This is a genomic window from Leptolyngbya sp. ST-U4 (assembly GCF_039962215.1).
Classification (GTDB): Bacteria; Cyanobacteriota; Cyanobacteriia; order Elainellales; family Elainellaceae; genus Leptolyngbya_A.
This window is the reverse complement of record NZ_JAMPKZ010000003.1, coordinates 405,206-422,412: the sequence shown is the minus strand read 5'-3', so window position 1 is coordinate 422,412 and position 17,207 is coordinate 405,206. Positions and strand designations below refer to the sequence as shown.

14 protein-coding genes and 1 other RNA gene are annotated in these 17,207 nt (G+C 52.8%); 6 read left to right on the top strand and 9 right to left on the bottom strand.

The window, feature by feature from the left end; translation table 11 throughout:
• Positions 1–89: 89 nt before the first annotated feature.
• Both NDA02_RS09105 and hetZ read right to left on the bottom strand, forming a co-directional pair.
• Positions 90–1,235 carry a hypothetical protein gene (locus tag NDA02_RS09105; RefSeq protein WP_190791614.1) on the bottom strand — a complete coding sequence of 382 codons (1,146 nt, stop codon included), beginning with the start codon at positions 1,233–1,235 and terminating at the stop codon, positions 90–92.
• Positions 1,228–2,433, bottom strand: coding sequence for a heterocyst differentiation protein HetZ (gene hetZ, locus NDA02_RS09100; protein WP_190791613.1), 1,206 nt, complete (start codon positions 2,431–2,433; stop codon positions 1,228–1,230). The genes NDA02_RS09105 and hetZ overlap by 8 nt, the downstream gene beginning before the upstream one ends.
• Before the next feature lie 295 nt (positions 2,434–2,728).
• Between hetZ and NDA02_RS09095 the strand changes: the two genes are divergently transcribed.
• Positions 2,729–3,199, top strand: coding sequence for a hypothetical protein (locus NDA02_RS09095; protein ID WP_190791612.1), 471 nt, complete (start codon positions 2,729–2,731; stop codon positions 3,197–3,199).
• Positions 3,200–3,254: 55 nt separating this feature from the next.
• On the opposite strand, the gene rnc is transcribed toward NDA02_RS09095, so the two are convergent.
• The 5 genes from rnc to NDA02_RS09070 form a co-directional block, all read right to left on the bottom strand.
• The gene (gene rnc, locus NDA02_RS09090) at positions 3,255–3,983 is read right to left on the bottom strand and encodes a ribonuclease III (protein WP_190791611.1); all 729 of its coding nucleotides are present in this window, start codon (positions 3,981–3,983) and stop codon (positions 3,255–3,257) included.
• Positions 3,984–4,013: 30 nt separating this feature from the next.
• Positions 4,014–4,413, bottom strand: an RNA gene (rnpB, locus tag NDA02_RS09085) — RNase P RNA component class A.
• 48 nt (positions 4,414–4,461) lie between these two features.
• The gene (locus tag NDA02_RS09080; RefSeq protein WP_190791610.1) at positions 4,462–5,154 is read right to left on the bottom strand and encodes a hypothetical protein; all 693 of its coding nucleotides are present in this window, start codon (positions 5,152–5,154) and stop codon (positions 4,462–4,464) included.
• Positions 5,151–5,621 (bottom strand): nitrate reductase associated protein, encoded by a 471-nt coding sequence (locus NDA02_RS09075; protein WP_199296508.1) that lies wholly within the window; start codon positions 5,619–5,621, stop codon positions 5,151–5,153. The genes NDA02_RS09080 and NDA02_RS09075 overlap by 4 nt, the downstream gene beginning before the upstream one ends.
• A gap of 130 nt (positions 5,622–5,751) precedes the next feature.
• Positions 5,752–7,596, bottom strand: coding sequence for a PPC domain-containing protein (locus NDA02_RS09070; protein WP_190791609.1), 1,845 nt, complete (start codon positions 7,594–7,596; stop codon positions 5,752–5,754).
• Between the two features lie 293 nt (positions 7,597–7,889).
• Between NDA02_RS09070 and NDA02_RS09065 the strand changes: the two genes are divergently transcribed.
• The 3 genes from NDA02_RS09065 (at position 7,890) to NDA02_RS09055 (ending at position 11,509) form a co-directional block, all read left to right on the top strand.
• Positions 7,890–9,536, top strand: a complete 1,647-nt coding sequence (locus tag NDA02_RS09065; protein WP_190791608.1) for a CTP synthase — start codon at positions 7,890–7,892, stop codon at positions 9,534–9,536.
• A 190-nt stretch (positions 9,537–9,726) separates the two neighbouring features.
• On the top strand, positions 9,727–10,971 hold the full coding sequence (locus tag NDA02_RS09060; RefSeq protein WP_348254829.1) for an ABC transporter substrate-binding protein: 1,245 nt from the start codon (positions 9,727–9,729) through the stop codon (positions 10,969–10,971).
• Between the two features lie 43 nt (positions 10,972–11,014).
• Entirely contained in the window at positions 11,015–11,509 is a 495-nt protein-coding gene (locus tag NDA02_RS09055; RefSeq protein WP_190789613.1) for a glutathione peroxidase, read from the top strand.
• Between the two features lie 54 nt (positions 11,510–11,563).
• Here NDA02_RS09055 and NDA02_RS09050 read toward each other — a convergent pair whose 3' ends face one another.
• Complete coding sequence (locus NDA02_RS09050; protein WP_190789612.1) at positions 11,564–12,619, bottom strand: glucokinase; 1,056 nt, start codon at positions 12,617–12,619, stop codon at positions 11,564–11,566.
• 159 nt (positions 12,620–12,778) lie between these two features.
• Between NDA02_RS09050 and NDA02_RS09045 the strand changes: the two genes are divergently transcribed.
• Together NDA02_RS09045 and NDA02_RS09040 are read left to right on the top strand one after the other, a co-directional pair.
• Positions 12,779–13,495: an N-acetylmannosamine-6-phosphate 2-epimerase gene (locus tag NDA02_RS09045; RefSeq protein WP_190789614.1), complete on the top strand. Its 717-nt coding sequence runs from the start codon at positions 12,779–12,781 to the stop codon at positions 13,493–13,495.
• A gap of 400 nt (positions 13,496–13,895) precedes the next feature.
• The gene (locus tag NDA02_RS09040) at positions 13,896–16,382 is read left to right on the top strand and encodes an EAL domain-containing protein (protein ID WP_190791817.1); all 2,487 of its coding nucleotides are present in this window, start codon (positions 13,896–13,898) and stop codon (positions 16,380–16,382) included.
• Between the two features lie 41 nt (positions 16,383–16,423).
• Here NDA02_RS09040 and NDA02_RS09035 read toward each other — a convergent pair whose 3' ends face one another.
• Positions 16,424–17,188: a sirohydrochlorin chelatase gene (locus tag NDA02_RS09035; protein ID WP_199296528.1), complete on the bottom strand. Its 765-nt coding sequence runs from the start codon at positions 17,186–17,188 to the stop codon at positions 16,424–16,426.
• Positions 17,189–17,207: the final 19 nt, after the last annotated feature.

The following is a 17,207-nucleotide window of genomic DNA, read 5'->3' as shown; positions in this document are numbered from 1 at the left end:
ACCAGACCTGCCCATGGAACGGGAGAGCGATCAACAAAATTCGGTAGATTCCGCAAACTTTCAGAACCCGAACTGTAATGCCATTGGAACTATGGCTCAAGCGGCAAACGCACGGCAAACACCAGCGGCGCATCGGATTTTGCTAACTCAATCGTGAGCGTCATAGACTGCTCTATGCAGATCGGGCTGAGACTAACGCTCAAATTGCCCGCCTGCGTGCAGGAAGCGATCGATTCAAGGGCGGCTTGCTGAAACCGCACCGTGCCACCTGTGGGAAGCTGGGCATCGATTCGCACCGTACCGGATTCTGGATGGTACTGCACCTCCAGCATGATTGCTCCTGCATCGGTCAGCCAGGAGCGACGAATAGCGGCACGGGGCGAAAGCGTGAGCGTCATTGCCTCAAACATCTCGCGGGCTGCTAGCAGCGACAGCACCATTTGCTGCGGACGAGATGCCTGATTGTAATCGGTGAGAAAGCCTGGGTTGGCGATCGCTGGCTTTGGCTCAGTCGAGGTTCCGCCCCGAACTGGGGAAGCGAGAACCATCCCTGCCAGCTCATTCAGCACTGCTCCTTCTTCGGGAAACAGCGATTCGACTGCCTGGACGAGTCGCCGCCCTTCACGGAGAGAAGACTGCATTAAATGGCAGCACTGCTCAAACAAGGATTGCAGCACCGAGTCGGGTAGGGCGATCGGCAAATTGAGTGTCTTGAGGTGAGCAGCCCAGATCGGGACAGGTTCTTGAACAGGGAAGCTTAATCGCTCTCCCGTGTGAGGCTGCTCAGCGTCAGGGTAGGCGTAGGATTCAGAATCGTATGGAGAGTCGTAGTGGTAATCGTGCTGCTCAGTTTCCCAGGGGAATCGCGGCGGATTGCGCTCAATTTCTGTTTTGAGCTTGTTCTTCAGCAGCGCGTGAAAACGATGTTGCACAGCAGGTATGTCTCCGAATGCAAGTTGCGAAGGGTCCTCATCAAGCGGCATACTCGTGTTCTCTGGGTTGGAAGTCGGTTGACCTGTTCGATCGATTCGATCGCTGGGGTCATTAGCATTCCTCAGAATGCCCTCCGCGCCAGCAGAACTGAGTGGCTCAGCAGAAAATTGCAGGTTCACTGACCCGGTTTGTTCAGGCTCCGCTGCCTGATTCCAATCCCCTGATGGCGCACCACTTGCCGGGTCTAGTGTTTGCAACAGCCACACAACGAACTGCTGTATGGCTTCTGCTTCATTATTCATTGGTAGAAGTCCCTGCTCCGGATATTAAATTGTTGCGAATTTCCCAGGCTTGTTCAAGTAATTTAGACCATTGTTTTTGCAGTTGGGTCGGGGTAATGCTGAGAGCCTGGGCGATCGACGCGTCTGCCATGCCTGCCTGCTTACGGCTCAGGAGTTCCTGCTGGCGGGGCGTGAGGCGATCAGCAAACTGCTGCCACTGCTGCGGCGTTAGCCCGAAATTGCGCTCCAGGTCGGCTTCCAGCCATTGATGCACAAGTTCCCACTGGTGGGACAGCGCAAAGCGAATCAGGTGATATTTAAATCGCTGCTGCAAATAGTCTCGCTGACGGGCAGTAAGTCCCAAAATCGCCTCGATCTCACTGGTGGGTAAATCTTTTAGCCGCAGCGCGAAATAGTCGGCGCAGTCTTGCTGCTGTCGCTCCTCTAGGTAATTCATCAGCTCGGCGATCACCGTATTTCGCAGCGTATCTTCCTGCAATTCTGGCTCTTGCGCCACCATTTGTTCCCTGACCTGAGGCATGGAAACGGTGCTGCGCGAAGTATCGCTTTCGTTGAGCGTGCCCTCGGCTGCTTGCTCCATGTCCACCATTGTTTCAGGCGGCTGCTGCTGCGAGAAAGTTTGTGCTCGCAGAATAATGAGCTGCTGGCTGCGGCGACCTGGAAGGGGAATGCGACGTTTGCCGTACCGTTCTGTGAAAGCCATATACTCTGCCAACTCCAGCAAGGTGCGGGGACGATAGGTGGCAGGTAACTGGTTTTCGCGCCGGAAGGCATTCAGCGATTCGATATAAAATCCCTGCAAAAAGTCTTCGATCAGGGTCAGACGTGCCTGATAGCTGGACTGTACCTGAGGGGGGGTGATGTAGCGGTAAACTACCGCGCTCAACGTGCTGTGTAACTCGATCCTGCCCCGGTGTGACCCCAAGTCATAGTATTTGAGACACTGTTTCAGGCGATGCTTTGCCAGTGTGGTAGACCAGGTTTCGACTTCACCCGACGCCTGAATCCGCTGGCTTTCTGAGCAGATGCGGGAAACTTCTTCGGTCAGCCGATCGGCAACTGCTCGACATTGAGCTGCGGGCGATCGAGTTGACTGCTGAAGTTCCTGGAACAGAATCTTAAAGATTGCTTCCACACAACTACTAGGCTTTTCCCGCTGGAAGATCGACACAACGTTCGCACACTGAAGCTTGTGCATAAGGCAGTAATGAGATGCGATAAACAGGTATCCGTTTCCAAGGCAGTTTTGGGAGCATACAAAACTCCTAACTGCCAGGAATCAGCCCTGATGGACAAGATAATAAGGTCTTAAAGCCGAGCTTGAAATTTTCGTTTCGAGCTTTTCGTTTCGAGCTTTTTATTGGGGTCTCCCGGATATTGTCTTGCCGCTTGGAAGAATGCGGTAGTTGCGTCGCCTGATTGTGTCGCCTTGTGGTAGAGCGGTCTAGACTGGGAGGACACCCTTCAATAAGATTGCTACACCCCGATCCAGTATGAAGCTTGACGAACAGATTCAGGTACTAATTGATGAAGCTCCTCGCTATGGAGCAGAGCCAACCGATGTAAATTATGTTGCACCTGTCCTGAAAGCCATCGCCGAACGGTTAAAGCACCCTCAGTATTATATTTTACAGAACCTTGAGCAGGAGTGGCTCACGATAACCATTGCCGACCAGACTCAGCCAGAAGTGACCAAGACGGTCGTATATGCTTTTCCCAGCCTGGAGGCTGCTAAAGCCAACACCAGTACACTCCATGATCCGCAGCTCGTTGCTTTACCGATTCCAGTGATTCATTTGCTATTCCAGATGCTAGCAATGAAGCCGATCGATAGCATCGTCTTTTTTGAGACTTCAGCAAATCTGCAATCTGGAATGGAGTTAAGCAGACAAAATCTTCAAATTTTAATTGAACAGCACCTACAGAGTCTAAGAGGTGCTAACATACCACCCGACATCGCGTGAATCTAGCGTAATTTCACACAGGGCAATAAAGTTTCGATTAAAGCAGTGCGTGGAATCACCCAGAAGGATTGGAGCTGAGGTGAGTCTGGAGGGCAAAAAATGCTTCCTGGGCTGCCGCCTGTTCTGCCGTCTTTTTGGATTGTCCGCGACCTTGCCCCCAGCATTGACCGTTGATCCAGACTTCGGCGGCGAATCGCTCGCTGTCGCCATGCACCGGGTTTAGCTCCGTCACGCGATACTCCGGTAAGCCCTGATGCTGGCTTTGGGTCATGGTTTGCAGTGCCCCTTTATAGTTGTGCAGGGCAGGGTCGCTGCGAATCACTTCCCCAAGCTGATGGAGATGGCTGTCCAGCCAGGGATGAATCAAACTCAAATTCTGGGTGCTGAGATACAGGGCGGCAAGAATTGCTTCCAGGGCAGCCGCCAAGCGGGTATCCAGTCCGATGCGATCGATCGAGGCACTGTGGGAAAGGATCAGATAGCGATCGATCCCGTAGCTTTTGGCAATCTGGGCAAGCAGACGATCGCTCACTAGAATGCTGCGAATGGCAGACAGTTCGCCTTCGGAAACGTCAGGATATTGCCTGTACAAAAACTCGCCTGCTGCCAGTTTCACCACCGCGTCGCCTACAAACTCCAGCCGCTCATAGTTTGCTGTGGCAGAAGCAGTCGGATCGGTAAGGGCCAGATCGAGCAGTACCCAATTGACGGGACTCTCTGCGGGTAGTCCGAGTTTGAGAATAAGCTGCTGAAGCTGTTTCTGGCGGCGGGGGTCAGCAAGCATCGCACCGAGGCAGTTTTTTCAAAATTAATCGGGAAGAGGCGGTCATAAGCCGGGTTCTGTCTCTTGGAACGATTCGCCCCAAGGAGCAGTTATCTATCTGGGATGCCTGTTACCAGACACCTCTAGCGGATTTCGCAGCGTCCAAGAACGCTACCCGGAGCGGGAAAAAGACCAACCCTTGCTCCTTCAACCTTGCTTCCGACCGGGGTTTACCGAGCCAACGCCTCTCGACGTTGCTGGTGCGCTCTTACCGCACCTTTGCACCCTTACCAGGAATAATCCAGAATTTTGAGTTCTAAACTGTCCTGGCGGTATGTTTCTGTGGCACTCTCCTCACGCTTGCGCGCACTGGGCGTTACCCAGCAAGTCTGGTCTTTCGGAAGCCCGGACTTTCCTCAGGCAAAATGCCCGCAACTGCCTCGCCTCCTCTTCCCTTGATTCCAGTCTATTACTTGTTGTGGCTTGTCACTGGGATAGGTTAGTCGGGGAGCCAGGGAAAATATTCCATCAGCGACGCTTTTTCAATAATGAATTGGCAGGGCACATAAGCCCAATATTCGCGCTTCGCCCCGTCGGCAATGTTAACAATTTGAAACAATAGCCGCGCTGTGAATTTGAGTGAGGCTTGGCGTTCACTAAATAGGGCAAACTGTCCGGCATTTGCTTTCTCGACCTGCGCCAGATCGATGATCGCCCCCTTTGCCACCAGCGTTGTGCGATCGTCATTGGGTTTTACCAGATCTTCGGGTGTGAGAACGGCTTGCAGACTGCGACCGGGGGGAATCGTGCTTTTAATTTGCGGTTCAGAGAGGCTATCGGGCGTGAGGTCAGGAATGAGGTGAATGACGCGCCGGACTTTTCCTGCAAAATTTGTCATGGAGCTGCTGTCCCAGTCGATCGCGATCGTTGCTGTAGCAGACTTATTTTGAATAATGCCTGTCACGGTGGCGGGTTGATCTGAAAAGTTATAGCGACCTTTGAAGCTAAAGTTGATGTCGAGAAACTGGCTGAGCGGTGTATCAGCAATTCGCTGTTCGCTGAGCTCCTGGGCTAAAGCTGCTTTATCGAACAGGATGATCGTTTGCTCTTCCAGCGAGTCGATCGCCCTGTAAATCACATAGGCGATGCTAATTAGATAAACCGCCAAAATAATCAGATCGGTCTGGTTCATGACGAAGCCAGGTGAAATTCGCGCAGGGCGGGCAAAAAGTTTTTATTTTCGTGCTGCGATCGACTGAGCTTAATCAGGGCAAATCGCTGGAGCGGCGTTAAACTTGCCCATTGTTCTGGGGCGAGCAGCACTCCCACAGACTCACCTTGAGCTTTCACACTTTCGGGAATTTGCGTCACATTTTGCCAGTCGGGATGGGGATCGATCGCCAGATCCGAAGGGGTTTCGCCGGAGTGCGCCTGAACCATCTGCTGGAGATGCGACCGATAGGTCTGAATTTCTGTGGGGGTTTCGCAGGGCAATTCGACCAGTGTTTGGCGATCGGTCTGGGAGAGCTGATTCCAGTGGGGCAGCTTCAATTTCACCCCGCAGGTATCAAGCTTGTAGCGCACACACATGGGAATGCAGCGCAGCGAATCGACAAAATCAGACTCAAACTGGAAAAAGTCGGATATAGAGTCGGGCATGGCGCAGAGCATGAAGAGGGGAATGAAGGGGGATGACAGGTAAGTTTGACGTACTCCCCCCGCTAAATCAAGGGGCTTCTGACACTCCGCTCATTTGCTCATCCACCCCTCAACTCATTTCCTCGTTCCCTCAAACCTCGACCGTGCCCAAGTTCCAATCGACGATCGCCAGTTTCGGGGCTTTGCTATCGTCAAACCAGCTCACCAGTTTAGCAAGATCGGTTTTGTTGAGAATGCCGATACAGCCTGCCGTTCCGGGCATTCCGACGGGGGCGTTGTTGTCGAGGTGGAAGCCTATGCCAGTGCGTTCTGTAGTAAACAAAGGATTCATCGTGATCCAGACTGGACCCAAGCCGTCGTTTGGATCTGCCCAACTGCGCGTGTAGTCGCCTTTGGTGCCGCTTGCCCACTCCACAACACCGAGCGACCAATAGCCTTCGGGCAGCGGTTCCATTGAGCCAGATTTACTGAGTTCCCCTGTGCGGAATGCCTGTCGGCTGCCTACGCCAGAAATCGCAGGCAGTTGATCGACGATCGCCCCGTTTCGCGTCAAAGCCACCTGAAGTTCGACCAAGCCGTTTGCGCTGGTTTTGCTGGTGCGGTTAATTCGCACAACGGACTCGCTGTTTCCGGCAGCGTTGAAGTTAGTTTTCAGGCTGTAATTAATAGTTTGAGCACCATCGCCTGCGACCTGCAAGAAATAAGTTCCGCGATCGAGATAGCGTCTCACGCTCGCAGATAAATTGGTTTTGGTCGAAAGCACCTCCCCAGCATCGATCGTCCCATTGTTGTTGGCATCGCGGATCAGGCGCATTCCTGTTTGATTGGCGGCTCCGGTTAAGTCTGCGGAAAAGATGCCCGCCTGGGTCAGGTTGAACTGAAATAAGTCATCGCGGTCGGTTGCGGAAACCTGGTCACTGCGGGAAAAGATGGGGGAAGCGATCGTTTCTGCACCGCTTAAACTTCCAGTTACAGAGCTGTTACTGGAGCCATTGCCAGAATTACTGCCGGAACCGTTTGCAAAATCCCCTCCACTGCCATTTCCAGAGCTTGCCACGACTTCAGTAGACATTCCTAGCGAATAGCGCGTCAGTCCTTCATCAAACGCATTCACTTTAACGTAATAGGTTCCAGCACTAAGCTGTTGCCGGATGGATTCGTTGGTACGTCCGTGTCGGCTTGATTCTGCAATTTCATCTCCGGCTGCATTCAGCAATAGGATATCAGCATCATTACTCAGACGATTCAGCGTGAAATTCACCCTTGCTGTTTCTGTGATATTCACGCGATACATATCTACTGCATCAAAGCTCGAAATGCGGTTGCGATAGGTGCGTTTCATCTGGTTGAGGTTGCCCGCATCCAGAGCCGTTCTCATTGCGTCGCCACCGTCTGCAGTGCTGCCTTTGCCGTTCAGATTGAGCGAGTAGTTGACGCTGGTATTTCCATCAGTGGACACCTGGATGTAATAGGTCCCGGCACTGAGACGCTGATTGATCGACTCACTGCTGAGATTTGCCCGCAGCGATCGACCCAGTTCTTTACTGTCAATATTAAGCAGCCTTAGATCAGCATTGCCCGAAAGCTGACCCAGCTCTAACTTAATCTGGCTGCTGCGCGACAGGTCAAACCGAAAGAAGCGATTTTTGCTGCTGCCGCCCACAGCATCCGACCATTTAAATTGCGTATTGCCGCTCAAGTTTCCTAAATTTGCTGCATTGCTGGTTGCAGTTCCAACCGAAGCGGGTAAACCATTACGGCGGGAAGTATCCACAGGCTCAATATTCAGTCCGCTTTCCAGTCCACCCAGCCGAATAAATCGAAAGCCATTGCTCGATCGTGACTGGGTTCGGTGAGCCAATCGCAAAGATTCCGAATGAAGCGCATCCTGAGCCAGTACCGCAGCAGACGATAAACGAGACGACAAAGACCCTTCGCGCAGCCGGGAAGGTTGAGCAGCAAAATTCGATCGCATATCTTTCTCTGAATTACCTAAGCAGCAAGCAGCACCTCGCTTTCACCAGCCCGGAAATCTCAAAGATTTCGCTCTTAGGAAAGCAAGTCTGCGGTTTGAAAGTAATGACTGGCGATCGAGCAGAGAGTTCCGCTCAGAGTAAATCTCGATCGGGGATAGTTTCGATCGGGGATGGTTTCGATTGAGAAAGAATTCGCTGACCCTAAATCAATGCCCTATGCCAAAATGTATGGGTTATGCATGGCGATCAGCTTCAGCAGCAAGGCTTTAACAGGCGGTAATTCAGCAGACCTATGACGAAATTTGTATTTGTAACGGGCGGAGTCGTTTCGAGCATCGGCAAAGGCATTGTGGCGGCGAGTCTGGGACGCCTCTTGAAGTCACGCGACTACTCGGTGTCGATTTTGAAGCTTGATCCCTATATCAACGTAGACCCCGGCACGATGAGCCCATTTCAGCACGGTGAAGTGTTTGTGACGCGAGACGGCGCAGAAACCGACCTGGATCTGGGACACTACGAGCGATTTACCGATACCTCTATGTCGCGGCTCAACAGCGTGACCACCGGTTCGATCTATCAGGCAGTCATCAACAAAGAGCGGCGCGGTGACTACAATGGCGGCACGGTGCAGGTGATTCCCCACATCACCAACGAGATTAAAGAGCGAGTGATGCGCGTTGCCAACGATACAAATCCTGATGTAGTCATCACAGAAATCGGCGGCACGGTCGGCGATATTGAGTCGCTGCCCTTTTTGGAGGCCATCCGGCAGCTTCGTAAAGAAGTGGGGCGCAAAAATATTCTCTATATTCATGTGACGCTGGTTCCCTGGATTCCGTCAGCGGGTGAGATGAAAACCAAGCCGACTCAGCATTCGGTCAAGGAACTGCGATCGATTGGGATACAGCCCGATATTCTAGTGTGTCGCTGCGATCGTCCCTTGCCGAAGGGATTGAAGGAAAAGATGTCTGAGTTCTGCGATGTGCCTGTGGAGTGCGTGATTACGTCCCCGGATGCCAGCAGCATTTATGAAGTGCCTCTAATTCTGGAACGGGAAGGTTTGGCCCAGCAGGCGATTGATATCCTCCAGCTAGAGCAGCGTCGGCCGGATCTGCGCCAGTGGCAAACGCTGGTCGATCGGCTTCATCATCCCAAGCAGCCGTTTGAGATTGCGATCGTCGGGAAATATGTGCAGCTCAACGATGCCTACCTGTCGGTGAGTGAAGCCCTGCGTCATGCGGCATTGGCATTGGGTGGTGACCTGAATCTGCGCTGGATTAACTCTGAAGAAGTCGATGAAAATTCAGTCGATCGCTTGCTGGGCGGCGTACAGGGCATCTTGGTTCCGGGTGGGTTTGGCTCTCGCGGCATCGACGGCAAAATTACGGCGATTCAGTACGCTCGTGAACACAAGCTTCCGTTCCTTGGTCTTTGCTTGGGAATGCAGTGTTCGGTGATAGAGTGGGCGCGGCATGTGGCAAAGCTGAGTGACGCTAACAGTGCAGAGTTTGATGCCAACTGCCAGAATCCCATCATCAACTTGCTGCCCGAACAGCAGGACGTGGTGGACTTAGGCGGTACGATGCGTCTAGGACTTTACCCCTGCCGAATCACGCCAAACACCCTGACCGCCAAACTCTATGGGCAGGAGGTGGTGTACGAGCGGCATCGGCATCGCTACGAGTTTAACAACACCTATCGGACGCTGTTCCTGGAGTCGGGCTATCAGGTGAGCGGTACGTCGCCCGATGGTCGCTTAGTGGAAATTGTGGAGTTACCGGGGCATCCGTTCTTTGTTGCCACTCAGTTTCACCCAGAGTTTCAGTCGCGCCCCAGCCAACCTCACCCGTTGTTTCAGGGCTTGGTGCAGGCAGCATTGGATCTATTGAAGCCGTCGATCGATCGCGTAGAATCCCTGAGCATGGAAATGACGAGCTAGCATCATTAGAAACAATAAGAAGAAACAATAAAAACCCCCAAACACTGGTGCTGAGGGCTGGAGTTCCTGAAAATCGTCACTGGAAATATCATGGCAAGCGATCGAGAGGGGCACAAGAGGGGCGATACCCTTCATCTAAAAAAAATGTACCCCTGTATTCCTACGCGGGTAATATTACACAGGCTGCAAAATGCGACTGCTATATCGGCTGCTAATTGTTTGCTTCTGTAGCCTACTGCTGGGTTGCCAGCCTGCCGTTTCGGATGGTGCAATTCATCTGACGCTCTGGCATGGAGTGAATCCGCCGGAAAATCGGGAAGTGCTGCAAAAGTTAGTCGATCGCTTTAACGAAGTCCATCCTGCTATCCAGGTGGAATTGCTTTATGTGGGACAGGGCGACCAGCAGATTCCCAAAATTCTGGCTGCGGTGGTGGGCAATGCGCCGCCTAATCTCTTGTGGTACGCGCCTACTCTAACGGGACAGTTAATTGAGCTAGGGGCGATCGCGCCATTAGACCCTTGGTGGTCGAGCTTTTCAGGTAAAGCGGCAGTTGATCTAGCCCTGCGATCGTCGATGGAATGGGAAGATCATCTGTGGTCAATTCCCTTTAGCACCAATAACATCGGCATTTTCTACCGTCCCAGCCTGTTTGCCGCCGCTGGAATCACCGAACTGCCTCACACCTGGACCGAACTACGTCAGGTTGCCCAAAGGCTGACCGATCCGACAAAGGGAAAATATGGAATGCTGCTGCCTCTGGGCAAAGGCGAATGGACGGTGTTTATGTGGCTCCCTTTTCTCTGGAGCGCAGGCGGCGAAATTCAGCTTGACTCCCTGGCAAGTCCTGCTGCAATTCAGGCTCTCCAGTTCTGGCGAGATTTACTGGACGATCGCACTGCCATTTTGTCACCCCCCGAACGGGGCTATGAGCTAGAAGCGTTTTTGTCTGGCAAAGTCGCGATGCAGCTTACCGGACCCTGGACGCTCCGACCCCTCCAGCAAAGCGGTGTGGATTTTGACGTGATGCCTATTCCAGCCCAAACCACCCCTGCAACCAGCATCGGTGGCGAAAACCTGTTCTTGTTCAAAACGACCCCCGCCGAAGAACAGGCTGCCCTCACGTTCCTGGAATACGTCCTTAGCGAATCGTTTCAGACCGAATGGGCGATCGAAACAGGCTATCTGCCCGTGAATCTTGCCTCCCGCCAAAGCAAGCCCTACCAGAACTTTATTGCCCAGCAGCCCGTCATGCAGGTATTCCTCGACCAGGCACAACATGGACAATCGCGCCCGATCTTTCCCGGCTACAGCCGCTTGTCTGATGCGTTGGGGCGGGCGATCGAGTCGGTGTTACTGGGTAAAGCCACTCCAGAAGAAGCTTTGCGGAGAGCAGAGGAGCGATTGCATCGCCCTATCTTCCAACCAACTTCATGAAGAACTGTAAAATTATAGAGAAGTAATCATCCCAGGGGACGCTATGACTGCTCAAACTTCTCCGTCGATCTACGACTTTTCTGCCACCAGTATCGAGGGCAATCCGATCGCCCTAGAAACCTTCAAAGGCAAAGTGCTGCTGATTGTGAACACTGCTAGCCAGTGTGGATTTACGCCGCAGTACCAGGGGCTTCAGACCCTCCAGAGCAAATTTGCCGATCGGGAGTTTTCAGTGCTGGGGTTTCCGTGCAATCAGTTTGGCGCACAAGAGCCAGGAAGCGCGAATGAGATCCAGTCTTTCTGTGAAACCCGCTATGGCGTTTCCTTTCCGCTCTTTGAAAAAATTGACGTGAACGGCAGCAACGCCCATCCGCTCTACCAGTACCTTACCAAAGCCGCCCCTGGAATTTTAGGAACCGAAGGGATCAAGTGGAACTTTACGAAGTTTCTGATCGATCGCAACGGTAACGTGGTCAAACGCTATCCGCCGACGGCAAAGCCCGAAGACATCGAGAAAGACATCCAAAAGCTGCTCTGATCGACCTGCAATTCGCCTAGCAGTGCTTCTCAACCCATTCAAACTCCAAACTCTTCACAATCGAGCAGCAATCAAAGCGGCTCCCAGCAAGCCAACCTGCTCATTCAAAATCAGGTGAACGGGGATGCGTTCCATTAACGAGCGCATTCTGCCTTTGTCGCACATTGCCTTCAGGAAAATGCCGGACTTCATGAGTTCCAGATTTTTGGCAGCGACTCCGCCTGCAATATAAAGTCCGCCGTAGGGCAGCAGCTTCAGTGCCAGATTGCCTGCTTCTGCGCCGTAGGCGGCAACGAAGAATTCCATCGTTTCCTGGCAAAGCAAATCTCGCTTTTCAGCGGCAGCTTTACCAATCATTGCGCCCGGATCGACCGACTTTTCCGATTTTCCGGCTTCCTGCTCCCAGGTGCGAAAGGCTTGAGCAATGTCCGGCGACTCGATGCTGCCCTGCCGATCGCGCAAAAACTGATAAATTGCCGCAATGCCCATGCCCGAAACAACCCGCTCGACCGAGACGCGACCCAATTCATGCTTGTCGCGCAGATATTTCAGCAGCAAAAACTCCATCTCAGATCGCGGTGCAAAGTCGGCGTGCCCCCCTTCGGTGCCAAACACCTGATACTGGCTACCCTGCCGAATCACAAATCCCTGCCCTAATCCTGTTCCGGCTCCAATGACGGCGATCGGGGCAGCAGGATCGGGTTCTCCGGTTTGCAGGGTCAGAATATCGTCGGGTGCGAGTGCTTCGATTCCATGTCCGACAGCAGCAAAGTCGTTGAGTAGGCGAATCTGGGCGATCGATAAATCTTGCTGAAGCCGATCGGCACTCAGAATCCAGGACAAATTGGTGAGGGTGCAGGTGTTGGCGACCACCGGACCCGCGATCGAAAAGCAGGCTTTCTGGGGATTGGGTTTCGTGCCGATCGCCGCAGTTGCATTCTCAAAAAAACGGCGTACCAGTGGCGCGAGGTCATCAAACTCCCTGCTGGTAAAGCGTTCAGCATAAAGGGTTTTAAAGGCAACGCCCGTCCGAGCCGAACCGGGTTGAGCCTCCATCAGATACAAAAGGGTTTTAGTGCCGCCTGTATCGCCTGCCAGAATTTGAGTCATGGGTGTGCAAAGGATCGTGAGTAATCAAATGGGTAATCGAATCGATAATCGAATGGGTAATTGACAGAATAATTGACAATAAACAGATTCGCTGTCGAACTGCGACCCTCTAAAGTTTAAAATCTAGTTACATTAAACACCGTTTCTGTGGGTTCCTCCATGTCTGCTGCCTCTGCCGTTCAGTCCCTCGCTGGAGGGCTTGTTGTTTCTTGTCAAGCTCCTGCTGACTCTCCACTCCACGACCCTATCGTGATTGCAGCGATGGCAGAAGCCGCCGTTAATCAAGGGGCGATCGGCGTGCGGATCGATACTCCGGCACATATCAAAGCGGTGCGGCAGCGGGTCACTGTACCCATTATCGGACTCTGGAAACGGCAGATTCCTGGCTATGAGGTGTATATCACGCCTTTGTTTGAGCAGGCTCAAGCAGTGGCAACGGCAGGGGCAGACATTATTGCCATTGATGCTACCCTGCGCGATCGTCCGCAAGGCACAACGGTAGCGGAGTTGATCGATCGCATTCATCAGGAACTTGGCAAAGCTGTGATGGCAGATGTCGATACGCTGGAAGCCGCCCTGGAAGCCGTCGCTGCCGGAGCCGATCTGGTGGGCACAACGCTTTATGGCTACACCTCGGCAACAAAGCATCTAAAGCCGCCGGGGTTTGAGCTGTTGAGCCAGATGGTTAACGCGCTCTCGGTTCCGATCGTGTGTGAAGGCGGCATTGCCTCGCCGCAGATGGCACAGGAAGCGTTGAAGCTGGGAGCTTCTGCGATCGTCGTTGGCACAGCGATTACGGGTGTTGATGCGCTGGTGCAGGTTTATCAGTCCGCGATTGGCAGCAGTTCACCCGAAGAAAAGGCTCTCCGGGAATAGAGCAACGTGCAAATCAATTGCAGCAAAGTTTAGAACCTAAACCTTGAAGCATCAGACGCGCATTCTTACATGAACAAGGAATATTGGTACAAAAAAGGGAACGTTTAATAAGCCAGGCAAAGCCAGTCTTTAAACGATCGCAATTCAGTCTAGGACGAAAGATAGGGAACAATCTTTTATCGGGCTCCTATTAATTTCTTGCTTATAAAGTTCATTCCTGCCCGCTGTCTTTATTAAGCCAGGTCAGGGGTAGAAACCTGAGGGCTGTCTTCTCCCAGCTTAGGGGAGAACCCCTGCATCCCTCTTACAGTAGATTAATGGTAAATATAGAGTTCGCTTAGTTTTAATCTTTTAATTCTTTCAAAATCCCTAGGACAAAGTATCGTCGACAGGCATTCCTATGGTTAACGCTGCGATTCAAGTTCTTCTTGTCGAGGACGATGAAGATGACTACATCACTACTCGTAGCTTACTGCTCAATCTTCAAGACAAAGAGTGGGAGCTGGAGTGGGCGCAGACGTATGCCGATGCCCTGACGCACATGATCCAGCGTCGTCATGATATTTATTTGGTCAACTATCAGCTTGATACCCACAATGGGCTACATCTGCTGCGGGAAGCGATCGGCAAAGGCTGTGATGCCCCCATCATTCTGCTGGGAAAAGAGGCTGATCGGGCGATCGGTTTGGCAGCGATGCAGGCAGGCGCGGCGGATTATCTAATTAAGGCAGAGCTAAACGAGTGGGTCATTGAGCGATCTATCTGCTACGCGCTACAGCATCACCGCACCCTGGCTCAACTGCAAGCAACGCTGGCGCAAAAAGATCAGTTAGCTCAGGCAATTGCTAGTATCACAACGAGCGTGATGATCACTGATCCCAATCAGCCGGGAAATCCGGTGGTGTTTGTCAATCCTGCCTTTACTGCCCTGACTGGATATTCCAGCGAAGAAGTGTTGGGTACGGGCTGTCACTTTCTTCAGGGAACCGACACCGATCGCACCATTATCAACCAAATCCACATGGCGATCGCTGCACGTCAGTCGATTACCCGCACACTGGTCAATTACCGCAAAGATGGAACGCCTTTCTGGAACGAACTCAGCATTCATCCGGTGTTTAATGACCAGGGGAAACTGAGTCACTTTATTGGCTTCCAGACCGATGTATCTGCCCGAAAGCTGGCAGAAGCCGCCCTCTCTGAGAGCGAAGAGCGCCACACGCTAGCGATTCAGGGAGCTAACGACGGCATCTGGGACTGGAACCTGCAAACAAAACAGGTCTACTTTTCGCCGCGCTGGAAAGCCCTGCTGGGCTATGAGGAATCCGGCATCAGCGATCGGCTAGAGGAATGGTTCGATCGGGTTCATCCCGAAGACCTGTACTGGCTCAAGCGGCAAATCAAGGCTCATGTGAATGGCGTCACGTCTCATTTTGAGTACGAATACCGAATGCAGCATCAAGACGGTCGCTATCGCTGGATGTTGAGCCGAGGGCTGGCATTGCGCGATGCAGCGGGTCAGGCAACACGCATGGCGGGTTTTCAAACTGATACCACCACCTGGAAGCAAGCCGAGGAAAAGCTGGTTCACGATGCGTTTTACGATACGCTGACGGGTTTACCGAATCGAATGCTGCTTACCGAGCGAATGCGTCATGCGATTCAGCTTGCCCAGCGCAACCCTGACTTGATGTTTGCCGTCCTATTTATTGACCTCGATCGCTTTAAAGTAATCAACGACAGCCTGGGGCACATGCTGGGTGATCAGCTTTTGATTGCGATCGCCAATCGCTTTTTGCAGTGCTTACGTCCGATCGACATGGTGGCTCGGCTGGGGGGCGATGAGTTTGTGGTGCTGCTGGAAGAAGTCAAAGACACTGCTACCGTGATTGCGTTTGCCGATCGCATTCAGAGTGAGCTGGCGCAGTCGTTTGACCTAGAGGGGCATGAAGTCTACACGGCTGCCAGCATTGGAATTGCCTTTAGCACCGTTGGCTACGAGCGACCAGAGGACTTGCTGCGCGACGCAGACACAGCAATGTATCGGGCAAAGGCACAGGGACGGGGACGCTACGAGATTTTTCAGCCAGGAATGCACACGAATGCAATGGCATTGCTTCAGCTCGAAACAGACTTGCGGCGGGCGATCGAGCGACAGGAACTCTGCTTGCACTATCAGCCAATCGTCTCGCTGAGAACCTGCCAGATTGTGGGCGTTGAGGCACTGGTGCGATGGCATCATCCGCAGCGTGGGCTAATTTCTCCCAGTGAGTTTATTCCGCTTGCCGAAGAGACCGGGCTGATTGTACCGATCGGAAGCTGGGTGCTACGCGAAGCCTGTCAGCAGGTTCACGAATGGCAGTTGCAGAGCCGCCGAGAAGAGTTGCTGATTGTCCATGTCAATTTGTCCGGCAGACACTTTAGCTCCGGCATTGCTGAGGAAGTTCGTCAAGTGCTGCAAGATACCCAGCTTCTGCCGCAGCAGCTCAAGCTAGAGATTACCGAAACGGTGTTGATGGAAAACGCAGAATCGGCGATTAAAACGCTCAACCAGCTGCGACAACTCGGCGTTCAGCTTGCGATCGATGACTTTGGCACAGGCTACTCGTCGCTCAGCTACCTGCACCGCTTACCCATTGATACTTTGAAAATCGATCGCTCCTTTACCAGCAAAATCGATTTTGACGGCGAGCAGTTGGCGATCGTCCGTACCATTATTACCCTTGCTTGGAATGTAGGCATGGAAGTGATTGCAGAAGGCATCGAAACCCCAAAACAGCTTGCCCAACTCCGGGCACTGCACTGTGAATATGGACAGGGCTACTTTTTCGCAAAGCCTTTTGCCTCTTTGCTGACGGGGCTACCAACAATTGAGAACTGTAGCTGATGAAAACTGTAGCCGATTGTCCATGCCTTGAATAGGGCAGATCACCTGATCAAAGTCATTAGAAAATCTGCAAGTTCCTGAGTTGCACCGATTGGTCGTGCCAGTTTAAACCGCACCTCAGGGAACTGCTGGGAAAACCGCTGCACCTGCTGTTCGATCGCATCAGTGATGCCCCCCTCAAACAAAAAGTAGGGCAAAATCTGAATTGCTCGACAGCCCTGTTTGATCTGGCTCATCACTTGGCTTTCTAAATCGGGAGCCACTGACCAGAAAGCAGGCGTTGCCTCAATCTGAGCCGCAATCTCAACGATCGCGTGATTTGCCGCCATGCGCCGACTCCCGTGCGCCAGCAAAATTTTCCCTGCCAGGGATGCGCCAATCTCATCAACGGGATGGATCAGCAGCTTCCAGAAATCCCGGTATTGACCCGCATAGGGCAAAATTTCGATCGCCAGATTCGGCTCTTGCACCGGGTCAAAGCTCTCCCGCAGGGCTAAACGCGCCAGGTTCACTTCTGCCGGAATGTCTTCCATGACGTGAACGCCCGCCAGCAAAAACAGCGGCAGAATTTGCACACGGGTCTTTCCGCGATCGGCGGCAAGCTGGGCAAAGCGAAGAATCTGCTGATGCAGCGGATCGGGAGCAAGTTCAAGCTGACCTGTGCCAATCAGCGACGGAGATGCCGTTCCCCGATCGCCGTCATCAGCCATAAGCTTGACCAGATGATCCAGCGCAATTTGCGGACGCGGATCGCGGCTTCCGTGCGTCACCAGCAGACAGGCGGAGTCAGAGAAATCAAGCTTCACAGGTTAAAACTTGCCATCC

Bases quoted from the DNA above. Each gene is read 5' to 3' on its own strand.
- NDA02_RS09060 (WP_348254829.1), top strand. From the start codon at position 9,727: ATGCGACTGCTATATCGGCTGCTAATTGTTTGCTTCTGTAGCCTACTG.
- NDA02_RS09080 (WP_190791610.1), bottom strand. From the start codon at position 5,154: ATGAACCAGACCGATCTGATTATTTTGGCGGTTTATCTAATTAGCATC.
- NDA02_RS09045 (WP_190789614.1), top strand. From the start codon at position 12,779: ATGTCTGCTGCCTCTGCCGTTCAGTCCCTCGCTGGAGGGCTTGTTGTT.
- rnc (WP_190791611.1), bottom strand. From the start codon at position 3,983: ATGCTTGCTGACCCCCGCCGCCAGAAACAGCTTCAGCAGCTTATTCTC.
- NDA02_RS09070 (WP_190791609.1), bottom strand. From the start codon at position 7,596: ATGCGATCGAATTTTGCTGCTCAACCTTCCCGGCTGCGCGAAGGGTCT.
- NDA02_RS09055 (WP_190789613.1), top strand. From the start codon at position 11,015: ATGACTGCTCAAACTTCTCCGTCGATCTACGACTTTTCTGCCACCAGT.
- NDA02_RS09050 (WP_190789612.1), bottom strand. From the start codon at position 12,619: ATGACTCAAATTCTGGCAGGCGATACAGGCGGCACTAAAACCCTTTTG.
- hetZ (WP_190791613.1), bottom strand. From the start codon at position 2,433: ATGCACAAGCTTCAGTGTGCGAACGTTGTGTCGATCTTCCAGCGGGAA.
- NDA02_RS09065 (WP_190791608.1), top strand. From the start codon at position 7,890: ATGACGAAATTTGTATTTGTAACGGGCGGAGTCGTTTCGAGCATCGGC.
- NDA02_RS09040 (WP_190791817.1), top strand. From the start codon at position 13,896: ATGGTTAACGCTGCGATTCAAGTTCTTCTTGTCGAGGACGATGAAGAT.
- NDA02_RS09095 (WP_190791612.1), top strand. From the start codon at position 2,729: ATGAAGCTTGACGAACAGATTCAGGTACTAATTGATGAAGCTCCTCGC.
- NDA02_RS09105 (WP_190791614.1), bottom strand. From the start codon at position 1,235: ATGAATAATGAAGCAGAAGCCATACAGCAGTTCGTTGTGTGGCTGTTG.
- NDA02_RS09075 (WP_199296508.1), bottom strand. From the start codon at position 5,621: ATGCCCGACTCTATATCCGACTTTTTCCAGTTTGAGTCTGATTTTGTC.